11 protein-coding genes are annotated in these 13,882 nt (G+C 34.2%); 7 read left to right on the top strand and 4 right to left on the bottom strand.

The window, feature by feature from the left end:
- Positions 1-3: 3 nt before the first annotated feature.
- Positions 4-387: a DUF1573 domain-containing protein gene (locus ACSVH7_RS07660; RefSeq protein WP_438066128.1), complete on the bottom strand. Its 384-nt coding sequence runs from the start codon at positions 385-387 to the stop codon at positions 4-6.
- Between the two features lie 218 nt (positions 388-605).
- Here ACSVH7_RS07660 and ACSVH7_RS07655 point away from each other — a divergent pair, with 218 nt between their 5' ends.
- Positions 606-3,239 carry a valine--tRNA ligase gene (locus tag ACSVH7_RS07655; protein ID WP_438066127.1) on the top strand — a complete coding sequence of 878 codons (2,634 nt, stop codon included), beginning with the start codon at positions 606-608 and terminating at the stop codon, positions 3,237-3,239.
- A 150-nt stretch (positions 3,240-3,389) separates the two neighbouring features.
- On the opposite strand, the gene ACSVH7_RS07650 is transcribed toward ACSVH7_RS07655, so the two are convergent.
- Positions 3,390-4,205, bottom strand: coding sequence for a 2,3,4,5-tetrahydropyridine-2,6-dicarboxylate N-succinyltransferase (locus ACSVH7_RS07650; protein WP_438066126.1), 816 nt, complete (start codon positions 4,203-4,205; stop codon positions 3,390-3,392).
- Positions 4,206-4,398: 193 nt separating this feature from the next.
- Here ACSVH7_RS07650 and ruvX point away from each other — a divergent pair, with 193 nt between their 5' ends.
- A complete protein-coding gene (ruvX, locus tag ACSVH7_RS07645; protein WP_438066125.1) occupies positions 4,399-4,809 on the top strand; it encodes a Holliday junction resolvase RuvX in 411 nt (136 codons plus the stop codon).
- Here ruvX and ACSVH7_RS07640 read toward each other — a convergent pair whose 3' ends face one another.
- The gene (locus tag ACSVH7_RS07640) at positions 4,810-7,029 is read right to left on the bottom strand and encodes an FUSC family membrane protein (RefSeq protein ID WP_438066124.1); all 2,220 of its coding nucleotides are present in this window, start codon (positions 7,027-7,029) and stop codon (positions 4,810-4,812) included. It lies immediately after the preceding gene.
- Between the two features lie 195 nt (positions 7,030-7,224).
- On the opposite strand from ACSVH7_RS07640, the gene def reads away from it, so the two are divergent.
- From def to ACSVH7_RS07620, 4 genes are all read left to right on the top strand, one after another.
- Positions 7,225-7,812, top strand: a complete 588-nt coding sequence (gene def / locus ACSVH7_RS07635) for a peptide deformylase (protein ID WP_438066123.1) — start codon at positions 7,225-7,227, stop codon at positions 7,810-7,812.
- Between the two features lie 70 nt (positions 7,813-7,882).
- On the top strand, positions 7,883-8,356 hold the full coding sequence (locus ACSVH7_RS07630) for a DUF5606 family protein (protein ID WP_438066122.1): 474 nt from the start codon (positions 7,883-7,885) through the stop codon (positions 8,354-8,356).
- Between the two features lie 77 nt (positions 8,357-8,433).
- Positions 8,434-9,207, top strand: a complete 774-nt coding sequence (gene mazG, locus ACSVH7_RS07625; protein ID WP_438066121.1) for a nucleoside triphosphate pyrophosphohydrolase — start codon at positions 8,434-8,436, stop codon at positions 9,205-9,207.
- A 22-nt stretch (positions 9,208-9,229) separates the two neighbouring features.
- Entirely contained in the window at positions 9,230-10,672 is a 1,443-nt protein-coding gene (locus ACSVH7_RS07620) for an APC family permease (protein ID WP_438066120.1), read from the top strand.
- A 2-nt stretch (positions 10,673-10,674) separates the two neighbouring features.
- On the opposite strand, the gene ACSVH7_RS07615 is transcribed toward ACSVH7_RS07620, so the two are convergent.
- Positions 10,675-11,355 (bottom strand): Crp/Fnr family transcriptional regulator, encoded by a 681-nt coding sequence (locus ACSVH7_RS07615; RefSeq protein ID WP_438066119.1) that lies wholly within the window; start codon positions 11,353-11,355, stop codon positions 10,675-10,677.
- Between the two features lie 109 nt (positions 11,356-11,464).
- Between ACSVH7_RS07615 and ACSVH7_RS07610 the strand changes: the two genes are divergently transcribed.
- Positions 11,465-13,849 carry a heavy metal translocating P-type ATPase gene (locus tag ACSVH7_RS07610; RefSeq protein ID WP_438066118.1) on the top strand — a complete coding sequence of 795 codons (2,385 nt, stop codon included), beginning with the start codon at positions 11,465-11,467 and terminating at the stop codon, positions 13,847-13,849.
- The last annotated feature ends 33 nt before the right edge of the window (positions 13,850-13,882 follow it).

Here is a 13,882-nt window from a genome sequence, read left to right as displayed (position 1 = left end):
ATCTTAGATCACTTCTCCTTTGATTTTTAAGGCAACTCTACCATTTTCTTGATTCACAGCATTGGTTTCAACGGTGATGGTTTTTCTGATAGGTCCTGGAGTCATATTGTATTTTACTTCAATTTTACCACTTTCTCCCGGAAGAATTGGTGCTGAGGGTTTGTTTAGAATGACACATTCTTTCGTAGAGAGTATGTTTAAAATGAGTAATGGTGCATCTCCTGTATTTTTAAAATCAAAAACACGAATACCATTATCAGAGGTTTTGTTCACTTTTCCATAATCAATAGTATTCTCTGGTGTTGAAAACTCAATTTTAGGACCATTTTGACTGTAGCTACTTATAGAAATAATAAACAAAGCTATTGCAATAATAAGATTTTTCATATAATAGATTTTGTTGGGTTGGGTAAATATAGTTTCTTTTAATTAGAGTACAAATTATAAAATCGCTTTTTATACTCTACTTTATTAATTACTTTTGCCACTCATAAGTATACAAATACTGAACCAAAGTTTTTTTTATTGTAATTCTTTGTGTTATGGGTTGTTAATCAGTACTTCATGATTTTTTTGAAAAGCCATTAAATTATATCTATTATAAAATGAGTATTCCTGCACAATTTGACGCTAAAACTATTGAAACGAAATGGTATGACTATTGGATGAAAAACAAGTATTTTCATTCAAAACCAGACCATAGAACTCCTTACACCATTGTAATTCCACCCCCTAATGTTACGGGTGTGTTACATATGGGGCACATGTTGAATAATACGATTCAAGATGTTTTAATCCGAAGAGCTCGTTTGAAAGGGTTGAATGCATGTTGGGTACCTGGTACAGACCACGCATCGATTGCTACAGAAGCAAAAGTAGTGGCTAAATTAAAATCAGAAGGAATTAATAAAGCCGATTTGACGCGTGAAGAATTTTTGAAACACGCTTATGATTGGACAGATAAATACGGTGGAACCATTTTAGAACAATTGAAACAGTTAGGTTGTTCTTGTGATTGGGATAGAACCAAATTCACAATGGATCCAGATATGTCGGCTTCTGTTATCAAATCTTTTGTGGATTTATATAACAAAGGAATGATTTACCGCGGCTACCGAATGGTAAATTGGGATCCTGAAGCAAAAACTACATTATCTGATGAAGAGGTAATTTACGAAGAACAACAAGGAAAATTATTTTTTCTAAAATATAAAATTGAAGGGTCAGAAGATTTCTTGACGGTAGCAACTACGCGTCCTGAGACAATTTTTGGAGATACTGCTATTTGTATTAATCCAACTGATGAACGTTTTGCTCATTTAAAAGGAAAGAAAGCGATCGTGCCTATTTGTGGCCGTGTGATTCCAATTATCGAGGATGAGTATGTAGATGTGGAGTTTGGAACTGGTTGCTTAAAAGTGACACCAGCACACGATATGAATGACAAAACCTTGGGTGAGAAGCATAATTTAGAGATTGTTGATATTTTCAATGAAGATGCGACTTTGAATAGTTTCGGATTGCATTACCAAGGAAAAGATCGTTTTGTAGTTCGTACCGAAATTGCTCAAGAATTAGAGTCCATTGGTGCTTTGGCTAAAACCGAAATTCATTTGAATAAAGTAGGAACCTCTGAAAGAACTAAGGCGGTAATCGAACCAAGATTATCAGACCAGTGGTTCTTAAAAATGGATGATTTAGTAAAACCAGCTATTCAATCGGTTTTAGAAGACGGAGCTATTAAATTGCATCCTTCTCGTTTTAACAATACGTATGCACATTGGTTGAACAACATTCGCGATTGGAATATTTCTCGCCAATTGTGGTGGGGACAACAAATTCCTGCCTATTTCTATGGCGACGGAAAAGAAGATTTTGTGGTGGCTGAAAGCATTGAAGAGGCTTTAGTTTTGGCTAAAGAAAAAACGTCTAACTCCTCACTCCTAATCTCTGACCTTCGTCAGGATCCTGATGCTCTTGACACTTGGTTTTCTTCTTGGTTATGGCCAATGTCTGTTTTTGGAGGAATAATGGATCCTGAAAATGAAGATTTCAAATACTATTATCCAACCAATGATTTGGTTACAGGACCAGATATTTTATTTTTCTGGGTAGCTAGAATGATTATTGCAGGATATGAATATGCTGGCGAAAAACCATTTACGAATGTGTATTTAACGGGATTGGTTCGTGATAAACAACGTCGCAAAATGTCGAAGTCTTTGGGGAATTCTCCAGAGCCATTGGAATTAATTGAAAAATTTGGTGCCGATGGTGTTCGTGTAGGATTGCTTTTGAGTGCTTCTGCAGGAAATGATATTATGTTTGACGAAGAATTATGTAATCAAGGAAAAGGTTTTTCTAACAAAATTTGGAACGCTTTCAAATTGATCAAAGGTTGGGAAGTTTCAGAAACAATTTCACAACCCGAATCTTCAAAAGTTGCCATTGAATGGTACAAAGCGAAGTTGCAACAAGCCTTAGCTGAGATTGAAGATAATTTTGAAAAGTATAGAATTTCAGATGCCTTGATGGGAATTTACAAATTGGTTTGGGACGATTTCTGCTCTTGGTTCTTAGAAATGATCAAACCTGCTTACCAACAACCCATTGATAAAGCTACGTTTGATAAAGCCATCGAAATGTTAGAAAACAATATGAAATTGTTACATCCTTTTATGCCTTTCTTGACAGAGGAAATTTGGCATTTAATCGCGGATAGAACCAAAGAGGAGGCTTTAATTGTTTCAACTTGGCCAGAAATTAAACCATTCGATTCGACATTAATAGCTGATTTTGAAAATACAATTGAAGTAATTTCTGGAATTAGAACCATCCGTAAAGACAAGAATATTCCGTTTAAGGATACTATCGAATTGAAAGTGGTGAACAATGATAAAGCTTCTACTTATTTTGATGCAATAGTAACTAAATTGGGGAATATAACTTCATTAGCATACGTTTCAGAAAAAGTGGATGGTGCTTTGTCTTTCCGTGTAAAATCAAACGAATATTTTATTCCAATCACAGGAAACATTGATGTAGCATCCGAAATTGCTAAATTGACCGAGGAATTAAATTATACCAAAGGCTTTTTGAAATCGGTGCAAGGAAAATTAGTGAATGAAAAATTTGTAGCTGGTGCACCTGAGAAAGTTATAGAAATGGAACGCAAAAAAGAAGCGGATGCTTTAGCTAAAATTGCTACGATTGAGCAAAGTTTAGCGGGATTGCAATAAAATTTCAATCAGTTTTTTTTTTTTTTTGAATACCCCAATTGGTAAAATTAGATACTAGTTGGGGTATTTTTTATCAATAAAATCAATGTAAAAAAAACTCCAAATCCCAATAGTATTGGAGTTTGGAGTTTTTAAAATTTTATAGTTGAATTAAACAGCTACGTCATATTCGCGTAAGGCATTGTTTAATGAAGTTTTTAAATCAGTTGAAGGTTTGCGAGTACCAATGATTAAAGCACAAGGCACTTGGAATTCACCTGCAGCGAATTTTTTGGTATAACTTCCAGGAATTACCACTGAACGAGCAGGAACATAGCCTTTCATTTCAATAGGTTCGTCTCCAGTAACGTCTATGATTTTTGTAGAAGCAGTCAAACAAACGTTAGCACCAAGAACGGCTTCTTTACCTACATGCACGCCTTCTACAACGATACAACGTGATCCAATGAAAGCGCCATCTTCAATGATTACAGGAGCTGCTTGTAGGGGTTCTAAAACACCACCGATACCTACACCACCACTCAAGTGCACATTTTTACCTATTTGCGCACAGCTACCTACTGTTGCCCATGTATCAACCATTGTTCCTTCGTCTACGTAAGCTCCAATATTTACATAGCTTGGCATCAAAATAACACCGCTTGAAATGTATGCACCATAACGAGCTACTGCATTAGGCACAACACGAATTCCTTTCTCAGCATAGTTGCGTTTTAGCAACATTTTGTCATGATATTCAAAAATTCCTGATTCCCAAGTCTCCATTTTTTGAATAGGGAAGTACATTACTACTGCTTTTTTCACCCATTCGTTAACTTGCCATCCATCATTCACAGGTTCAGCCACCCGAAGTTTTCCAGCATCTAAAAGTTCGATTACTTCTCTAATTGCATCTGTTGTTGATGTTTCTTGTAGCAAAGCTCTGTTTTCCCAGGCTTGTTCTATGATTGTTTGTAATGAATTCATGTTGTATCTATTTTTTGGCAAAGATAAATCGATTTTTTTTAAAACTCGCTTTGTTTACTTTTTACTAACATTTTTAATCTTTTTGTGAAATATAATTCGTGGCTAACTTGTTTTTAAAATCAAACATCCACGTTTTTTATATATTGCTTTCTTATTGTTTACTTTGGTTATCTTTGTGTTTTAAATTTTACAAATGCCAAGAATTTTAGCTATAGATTACGGTCAAAAACGAACAGGAATCGCTGTTACAGATGAATTACAAATCATTGCTTCAGGTCTAACAACTATTCCCTCGGAAACAGCTATTCACTTTTTAAAAGATTATTTTGTTAAAGAAAAAGTAGAAGCTGTATTAATTGGTGAACCAAAACAAATGAATGGCGAACCTTCTCAAAGCGCATCCATTATCAAAGGATTTGTAACGCACTTCACCAATCATTTTCCTGAAATGAAAGTAATTCGTGTAGATGAAAGATTTACCTCGAAAATGGCTTTTCAAACCATGATTGATAGTGGTTTGAAGAAAAAACAGCGACAGAACAAAGCTTTAATTGATGAAATTTCGGCAACTATCATGTTGCAAGATTATTTAAACAGAAAATAATTAAGTTGTTTTTTCCATCAAAATTTTGGTATTTTTTAGAATATTTTCTGAAAGATTAATGAGCCAAACTAATTGTTCGATAATGATTTGTATTTCTTGAATTTGACTAGGATTTTCAGAAATTGCTGTAGCATTTTTAGTCGTTAATTCTTTAACTTTTATTTTCATTAAATCTGAATATCCTTTTGCTTTTTCCACATGGGAAATAGGTAAGGCATTTGAAATGTATTTTGGATTTAAAATGATTAGAGTTTCATCTAAATTTTGTAAAACGGTAGCCATTACACTATTGAAAGCATTGGAAGCTGCCGTAGTTTTATGTGATTGAATATAAGCTCCCATCGAAGCAATTGAGGAAAGTAAAGTGTGATTGAGAACTGTTAATTTGTAAACTTGTGTGATTTTTAGTTGCTTAGATTTTGGTTCTTGACTCATACGCTGAAAAGAAGCCATCAAATTACCAATTTCTACAAATGCGTTTTTCCTAGCTACTTTATACACAGTCGAAACCGTTCCTTTCTTGTTGTACAATAAAGCAATTTCGTTCAAATAATTTCTATTAGCCATGACTGCTTTTTCTATGTGTTTTGGAGTATTTAGAAATTCCCAAGAAGGCCAAAAATAATGATTGAAAGTATAGGCTATCACTGCTCCTAATAGGGTATCGATAATTCTTAATTCGATTACGTTAGCACTATTGGGTGTCAAGATACTGTATAAAAAAACAACGTACATGGTTACAAAGGTGGCGCTAGTTTTGTAACTAATTTGAGTAAATGACATACCGAGTAATATACATAAAATAGCCATGATGCTTTTCAGTACAGTATTGTCGATAAAGTACAAACAGCCAAATGCTATTATTCCTCCAAGAACAGTTCCGAATGTTCTTTGGTAAGATCGCTCTTTGGTCAAACCATAACCGGGTCTCATGATCACAATTATGGTTAAAAAAATCCAAAAAATATTTTGAAAAGGCAAAAAAGTGGCGAGAATGAAACCAAAAAGCAAAGCGACGGATAGTCGTAACGAATGTCGGAATAGTGTAGATGAAAAACTCAAATTATTACTAAAGGTAGAAAACGGATAGTATTGGGGAATTAAAAATTTCTTCAAATCTTTCTGATTCACCTCAAGATAGGCTTCTTTAATTTTTAAATTAAAAGCTCGCTCAATTGTTTTGATTTTTTCTACCTGACTTTCGGCATAGTGAAGCATAGTGGTAAGCATAATTACCCCTTCTTTTGCTTTTTCTGAACCTAATACTTTTTCGTAGTCTAAAATGGTGTCTTCAAAGTTTCTTAAATCGGTGTCCAATGAATGCTTGGAGCGATAATGGGTCTTATTTTCAATGTTTTTACTCAGTTGCTTCAATGTTTTTTTTAAGTTGGTGGCAAGAGTAGCATAGCTTTTGATGATTTGTGGTTGTACATCAAATTTTTCGTGTAGGGTTTTGTGATCAAACGCAGTGGCTAGCCCAAGTTCTAATATTTCCACGAGATTAATAAAAACAATTAATAATTTCCTGTTTTGAGCCGTATCTGAGTATAAGGATTGATTGCCTATCAATACACTTCTAATGTTTTCATGAGTGGTATTGATTTCAACCTGTAAAAGCAGTTGTTTTTGAATGATATTTTCTCTATCGGCATCTTTTTTCCATAAATCAGCTCTTAGTTTTAAATATTTTGCGGTCAGATCAATGCAAGTAACCAATTGTAATTCGATAAAACGAAAAGGATTGATGAAATGAAATAGTAATGAAACAAAAAGGTAGAAGATTCCACCTATGAAAATTAATCCGGAGTATTCTACCATTTTCCAACCAGTATGTAAATGCGCAAAGGCCAAGCAAATGGACAATAAGCATGAAAATGAAACAGCAGTTGCTCTTTGCCCATACACTGAAATCATCGAGAATAAAAAAATTAATACACCAAAAATAGGATAAAAAACAACCCCAAAAGGGTGTAATATATTTACCAGTAGATTGACAATAGCAATTAATAAAGCAGTTACTAGTAAGCCCTTTATTTTGTGATTTAAACTACTAGGAATATCACTTGGATACGTAAAAAAAGCACCCATTGCAATGGTAAAACCAATTTCGAATTGTCCAAAAAATGTAAAGGCTACTACAGGAATTACAGTAGCTAAAGTCACTTTTAAGGCGTTGGTAAAATGAGAACTCTGTGTAAAATGTATTATTTTTTCAATCATGAAGATAACTATCAAATTCAAAGGTAGGAATTGTGTAGGTTTTAAGTAAATAAATGAGCGAACAAATTGAATTATTTAGTAAAATCGAAACTAATTGGCTATTGTGAATTTGGCATTGTTGATTTTTTACTATTTTTGCCAACCAATTAAAAAGGAAACAAACCCTTTTGTGGCACAAACTTAATTCCATTACAAATGATTTTACCAATTATTGGCTACGGTGATCCTGTTTTACGAAAAGTTGGAGAAGCGATTACTCCAGATTATCCCAATTTGAAAGAAGTGATAGACAACATGTATGAAACCATGTATAACGCCTCTGGTGTAGGTTTGGCTGCTGAACAAGTAGGTTTGTCAGTGCGTCTCTTTGTAATTGATACGACTCCTTTTAGCGATGATGAAGATTTAGAATCTGATACTCAAAACAAATTGAAAGGTTTCAAGAAAACATTTATCAATGCTAAAATCATCAAAGAAGAAGGAGAAGAATGGGCTTTTAATGAAGGATGTTTGAGTATTCCAGATGTGAGAGAGGATGTTTATAGAAAACCAATTGTAACAATTGAATACTGTGAAGAAGATTTTGTGATGAAAACTGAAGTTTTTGATGGTTTAATTGCTAGAGTAATCCAACACGAGTACGATCATATTGAAGGGGTTTTGTTTACAGATAAAATTTCTTCACTCAAAAAACGATTGATTCAAAAGAAATTAAAAAATATTACCGAGGGAAAAACATTTCAAGATTATCGAATGAAATTTTTCGCCAAAAAAGGAAGATAAATTTCAAGTAGTTGTCTTTTTTAATGACAATGTTACCAAAGTTGACAAAGAACAATAAATAAGTAAGAAAATGAATTTAGAAAAAATTTTAGCAATTTCTGGTAAACCAGGATTGTTTGCCCTAAAAGTACAAACTAGAACCGGATTTGTTGCTGAATCTTTATTAGACGGAAAAAAAGTAACCGTTAGTTTAAAAAGTAATGTGAGCTTGTTGACTGAAATTTCTGTGTATACCTATGAAGCAGAAAAACCTTTGGCAGAAGTAATGTCAAACATTGCCAAAAAAGAAAATAACGGAAAAGCCATTTCTCACAAAGAAGATAACACTACTTTGAATGCTTATTTTAGAGAAATTTTACCGGAGTATGATGAAGAAAGAGTATATGCTTCAGATATCAAAAAAATTCTAAACTGGTACAATATGTTGCAAGAACGCGGATTGGTTACTGACGATGCTCCACCAGCCGTTGGGAAAGAAGAATCAGTTACTGAGGAAGTAGCTGCTGAAACAAAGCCAAAAAAAGCGAAAGCTAAAAAAGAGTAGTAGTACTTATACCAATATAAAGTCCTGTTGAGTCGTTTTCTTAACAGGATTTTTTTATTTTTACCAAAAACAATAGCATGAATTCTAGAGCACAACAGTTAGCCGCCTTCGATAGATTATTGACGATAATGGAGGAATTAAGAGCGCAATGTCCTTGGGATAAAAAACAAACGATGCAGTCTTTGCGTCATTTGACCATAGAAGAGACTTATGAATTAGGCGATGCTATTTTGGATAACGATTTAAATGAAGTCAAAAAAGAATTGGGTGATTTGATGTTGCATTTGGTTTTTTATGCTAAAATAGGAAGCGAAACCCAAGACTTTGATATCGCAGATGTTTGTAATGAAATTTGCGAAAAGTTAATACACCGTCATCCACACATTTATAGTGACACGGTGGTTGAAAATGAAGAAGAAGTCAAGCAAAATTGGGAGAAGCTAAAGCTTAAAGAAGGTAAAACATCTGTTCTAGAAGGAGTGCCCAGAAGTTTGCCTGCTTTGGTAAAAGCCAGTCGCATTCAAGACAAAGTAAAAGGGGTTGGCTTTGATTGGGAGGAACCGGAGCAGGTTTGGGAAAAAGTGCAAGAGGAATTGCAAGAGCTTCAAGATGAGGTGGCTGTTGGAGATCAAGATAAAATGGAAGCAGAATTTGGTGATGTTTTATTTTCAATGATTAATTATGCTCGTTTTTTAAAGATCAATCCAGAAGATGCTTTGGAACGAACCAATAAAAAGTTTATCAAGAGATTTCAATATTTAGAATCTAAAGCCAATGAGTTGGGAAAGCCGCTCATGGATATGACGTTAGCCGAAATGGATGTTTTTTGGAACCAAGCTAAGAAATTATAAAAAAATAAAGCTATTCATTTAGATGTCAGAAAATAAAACCGATTTAAAACGTTCTTTAGGATTATTAGATGCTACTAGTTTGGTAGCAGGCTCGATGATAGGTTCAGGAATTTTTATTGTAACCTCTGCAATGGCTAGAGACATTGGCTCTGCCGCTTGGTTAGTATTGATTTGGATTGTCACAGGTTTAATTACAGTCGCTGCGGCCTTGAGTTACGGTGAATTGGCGGGTATGATGCCCAAGGCTGGTGGGCAATTTGTCTATATCCAAAGAGCTTATGGCCGATTGATTTCTTTTTTATACGGTTGGACCGTTTTTTCAGTGATTCAAACTGGTGTTATCGCGGCTATCGCAGTGACTTTTGCGAATTATGCGGCTATTTTTTTTCCGTTTTTAGATGGCACACTGTTGCAATCAGGATCCTTTGTAATAGCTAACAAGCAATTACTCGCTGTTTTTAGTATTTTTATCTTGACCTATAGTAATACCAAAGGCATTGAAAATGGAAAATGGATTCAATTAGTACTAACAGCAACTAAATTAATGGCATTATTTTGCCTAATAATTTTTGGTATCTATGTTGGCCTCCAAAAAAACACTTTGTATCTTAATTTTGATACCATGTGGAATGCTTATAAAACCGTTCAAAACGCTGACGGGACGCTAACGGTGACAAGATTAGTGGGGACTGCCATTTTAGGAGCAGCCACGGCTACAATGGTTAATTCGTTATTTTCTAGCGATGCTTGGAATAACGTTACTTTCATAGCAGGAGAAATCAAAGATCCTAAACGGAATATTCCCCGAAGTTTGGTATTGGGAACGTTGATTGTAACTGTGGTGTATGTATTAGCGAATGTGGCTTATTTGTCATTGTTGCCTTTACAAGGAGTTCCTTCCGGGCAAGATGCTTTATCGAAGGGAATTATGTTTGCCGCTAATGATAGAGTAGGAGCGGCTGCAGCAAGCGTAATCATGGGAAATACTGGCGTTTTTCTCATGTCAGGATTGATAATGATATCTACTTTTGGATGCAATAGTGGGCTCATTCTTTCGGGCGGTAGATTATTTTACGCTATGGCACAACAAGGATTGTTTTTTAAAAACGCAATGCAATTAAATCGTCATCAAGTCCCTGCAAAGGCACTTTGGTTACAATGTTTATGGGCATGTATCCTTTGTGTTTCAGGAAAATTTGGTGATTTGTTAACTTATGCTACTTTTGCCTCTTTGTTATTTTACATTTTAACTATTCTAGGGGTTTTTGTACTCAGAAAAAAAGAGCCTAACACACCAAGGCCATACAAGGCATTCGGATACCCGGTAATACCAGCACTATATTTAATTGTGGCAAGTGGAATTAGTATTACCTTATTGCTATATGATACTTTAAATACAGGTTTTGGATTAGCTATAGTTGCCTTAGGTATTCCTATTTATTATTTGATGCTAAAGAAAGAATAAAGTTATTCGGCAATTTTTTTTAGCTTATTGGTATCTTTTACTGCAATTTTTTTTCCAATAAGTTCGATGGTCCCATTTTTATTAAATTCAGACAAAATTCGGATGCAACTTTCGGTAGCTGTTCCAATCATCCCTGCAAGTTCTTCTCTTGACAGTTGGATTTTTAAAGTATTATCTGCATTGGTTCCAAAATTTTCTTTCAAATAGAGTAAGGTTTCGGCCAAACGGTTTTTTACCGTTTTTTGAGCCATAGACACCACATGCATGTCAGAATCTTTTAAGTCACCACAAACTGATTTCATCAAGCTTAATGAAAATTGATTGTTGTTATTAAAAAAACCAAGAATTTCTGATTTAGGGATAAAACAAACTTCCATGTCTTCTACCGCTATGGCTGTTAAATTTGCGGGTTCATCACTAACCATGGACCGCTGACCTAACAATTCTCCCGCTTTAACCAATTTTACTATTTGATCTTTGCCATTGGTACTAAGTTTAGATAATTTGCAATAACCGTCTTTAATGCAATAAACGCCATTAATTGTTTCGCCTTCTTCAAAAATAGGTTCACCTTTTTTTATGGTGTAGGACGTTTTACAATTGGCTATTTTTAATAAGTCTTCTTTGTTTAGTGCTTTTAAAGAACTAAATTCACGAACAATGCAGTGTTCACATTTACTCATTTGTAACGGGGATAATTTTCGTCAAAAATAATCAAATTTATGATAAAAATCATATTTTTAAGGGGATGTAATTGTAATATTTGCGGTACTTTAATAGGAAAAATTGATTATGAAAAAAGAGAATTGTTTTCATTGTGGCTTAAACATTGAGAAGTCAGAGGAAATCCTTTTTGACAACAAGTTATTTTGTTGCAAAGGATGCAAAACAGTTTATGAAATATTTAGTACGAACGACCTCACTTGTTACTATGATTTTGAACAATCACCTGGGGCAACACCTATTGATATTGCTGGTAAATACGACTTTCTGGATAATAAAGACATTGTAGCGAAACTACTAGAATTCCAAGAAAGTACCACAGAAATCATCAGTTTAAATATTCCTCATATCCATTGTAGTTCTTGTATCTGGATTTTGGAAAATCTGCAGCGATTACAGCCTGGTGTAAGTACTTCTCATGTGAATTTTCCAGAGAAAAAAGTGAGAATTAATTACAACCCAGAGCAGGTTTCGCTCAAAGAAATTGTTTACTTATTAAGTTCTATAGGATATGAACCTTATATTAGTTTAGAAAATTATGAGGCAGGAAATGAGTCAGTAGATCGAAGTTTGACCTATAAATTGGGTGTGGCTTTCTTTTGTTTTGGAAATATCATGTTGCTTTCTTTTCCGGAATATTTTGAAGTGGAAGAATATTGGTTAGATCAATACCTCGGTTTTTTTAGATGGTTGATTTTTGCACTTTCTCTTCCTAGTTTCTTTTATTCCGCTAGTGGATATTATGTGTCAGCTTATAAAAGTATTCGTTCCAAAATGCTAAATATTGATATTCCTATTGCTCTTGGGATAGTGGTCATGTTCATTCGAAGCACTTTTGATATCATCATGGATTATGGATCCGGATTTTTTGATAGCTTATGTGGGTTGATTTTTTTCATGCTTTTAGGTAAAATGTTTCAAATTAAAACGTACAGTTTCTTGAGTTTTGAACGTGATTTTAAGTCTTATTTCCCCATAGCGATTACCAAAATTAATGCAGATACATCAGAAGAAAGTATTCCTGTTTTCGATATTCAAAAGGGAGACCGATTGCTAATCCGAAACCAAGAATTGATTCCGGTAGATGGTATTTTGATTAGTGAAAAAGCTGAAATTGATTATAGTTTTGTAACCGGTGAAGCAGTTCCGATTGTTAAAAACTCTGGAGATAAAGTATTTGCCGGTGGCAAACAAATAGGAAAAGTCATTGAAATGGAAGTATTACATTCTGTTTCCCAAAGTTATTTAACCCAATTGTGGAGTAACGATGTTTTTCAGAAGAATGTGGAGCAAAAACATAAAACAATCACTGACGCCATTTCACGTTATTTTACTCCTATTTTGTTAGTGATTGCCTTCGCTGGATTTGGATATTGGATATTTTTTGATGCCAATATCGCTTTTAATGTTTTTACTGCCGTATTAATTGTGGCTTGTCCTTGTGCTCTAGCCTTAACCGCTCCTTTCACTATGGGAAATATACTTCGGATTATGGGAAAACAAAAATTTTATCTCAAAAATGCCTTGGTAATAGAGCAAATGGCCAAAGTTGACACCTTGGTTTTTGATAAAACGGGAACCATAACAACGAATAAAAAGTCTAATATTTCTTATGTAGGAAAAAGTATAGAAAGACAAGAATTAGCACTTATCAAAACCGTATTACGAGCTTCTAACCATCCTTTAAGTCGGATGCTCTATGAATATTTACCCGAAACTTCTCGAGAAAAATTGACTTTTTTTAGTGAAATTCCTGGAAAAGGCATAGAGGCCAAGGTCTTTGAAAAGCAAATTCTCATTGGTTCTTCCTCGTTTGTTGGAAATATTGAGCATGAAGGTTTGCAAAAAACTACGGTTCACATTAAAATGGACGGGATGTACTTTGGATATTTTGTTTTTAATAACGAATATCGAGAGGGGTTAGAGGATTTATTCCATCGATTAAGTACTAAATATGAAATTAAAATTTTATCGGGTGATAACGAAGGAGAACGCCCTATTTTAGAGAAAATATTACCAAAGAGTGTTCAATTTGTGTTTAATCAGAAACCAGATGAAAAGTTGGCTTTTATTAAACGATTGCAAGAGCAAGGCAAAAACGTGATGATGGTAGGTGACGGCCTAAATGATGCCGGAGCTTTGGCACAAAGTAATGTTGGTGTATCCATTTCGGAAAATGTAAATGTTTTTTCACCTGCCTGCGATGCAATCCTTGATGCCACCGAATTTTATAAATTATTATACTTTTTACAATTATCAAAAGATGCGATTAAGACTATAAAGATGAGCTTTGTTTTATCGCTGCTATATAATATTGTGGGGCTTAGTTTTGCTATTACAGGTAATCTATTGCCTTTAGTGGCTGCAATAATTATGCCGCTGAGTACCATTACTATAGTGAGTTTTGTAACGTTGATGAGTAATTATTACTCGAGAAAAAAAATAACTAATTAGTACTATTGTTTTGTTATTTTGCATAAATTTAAC

Source organism: Flavobacterium sp. TSSA_36 (genome assembly GCF_051547165.1).
In the GTDB taxonomy this organism is placed as follows: Bacteria; Bacteroidota; Bacteroidia; order Flavobacteriales; family Flavobacteriaceae; genus Flavobacterium.
The sequence above is the reverse complement of the archived record's forward strand: the minus strand, read 5'-3'. Positions and strand labels throughout refer to the sequence as shown.

What these genes read in the sequence shown, in the direction of transcription:
- ACSVH7_RS07660 (WP_438066128.1), bottom strand. Translation starts at nt 387, where the DNA reads ATGAAAAATCTTATTATTGCAATAGCTTTGTTTATTATTTCTATAAGT.
- ACSVH7_RS07655 (WP_438066127.1), top strand. Translation starts at nt 606, where the DNA reads ATGAGTATTCCTGCACAATTTGACGCTAAAACTATTGAAACGAAATGG.
- ACSVH7_RS07650 (WP_438066126.1), bottom strand. Translation starts at nt 4,205, where the DNA reads ATGAATTCATTACAAACAATCATAGAACAAGCCTGGGAAAACAGAGCT.
- ruvX (WP_438066125.1), top strand. Translation starts at nt 4,399, where the DNA reads ATGCCAAGAATTTTAGCTATAGATTACGGTCAAAAACGAACAGGAATC.
- ACSVH7_RS07640 (WP_438066124.1), bottom strand. Translation starts at nt 7,029, where the DNA reads ATGATTGAAAAAATAATACATTTTACACAGAGTTCTCATTTTACCAAC.
- def (WP_438066123.1), top strand. Translation starts at nt 7,225, where the DNA reads ATGATTTTACCAATTATTGGCTACGGTGATCCTGTTTTACGAAAAGTT.
- ACSVH7_RS07630 (WP_438066122.1), top strand. Translation starts at nt 7,883, where the DNA reads ATGAATTTAGAAAAAATTTTAGCAATTTCTGGTAAACCAGGATTGTTT.
- mazG (WP_438066121.1), top strand. Translation starts at nt 8,434, where the DNA reads ATGAATTCTAGAGCACAACAGTTAGCCGCCTTCGATAGATTATTGACG.
- ACSVH7_RS07620 (WP_438066120.1), top strand. Translation starts at nt 9,230, where the DNA reads ATGTCAGAAAATAAAACCGATTTAAAACGTTCTTTAGGATTATTAGAT.
- ACSVH7_RS07615 (WP_438066119.1), bottom strand. Translation starts at nt 11,355, where the DNA reads ATGAGTAAATGTGAACACTGCATTGTTCGTGAATTTAGTTCTTTAAAA.
- ACSVH7_RS07610 (WP_438066118.1), top strand. Translation starts at nt 11,465, where the DNA reads ATGAAAAAAGAGAATTGTTTTCATTGTGGCTTAAACATTGAGAAGTCA.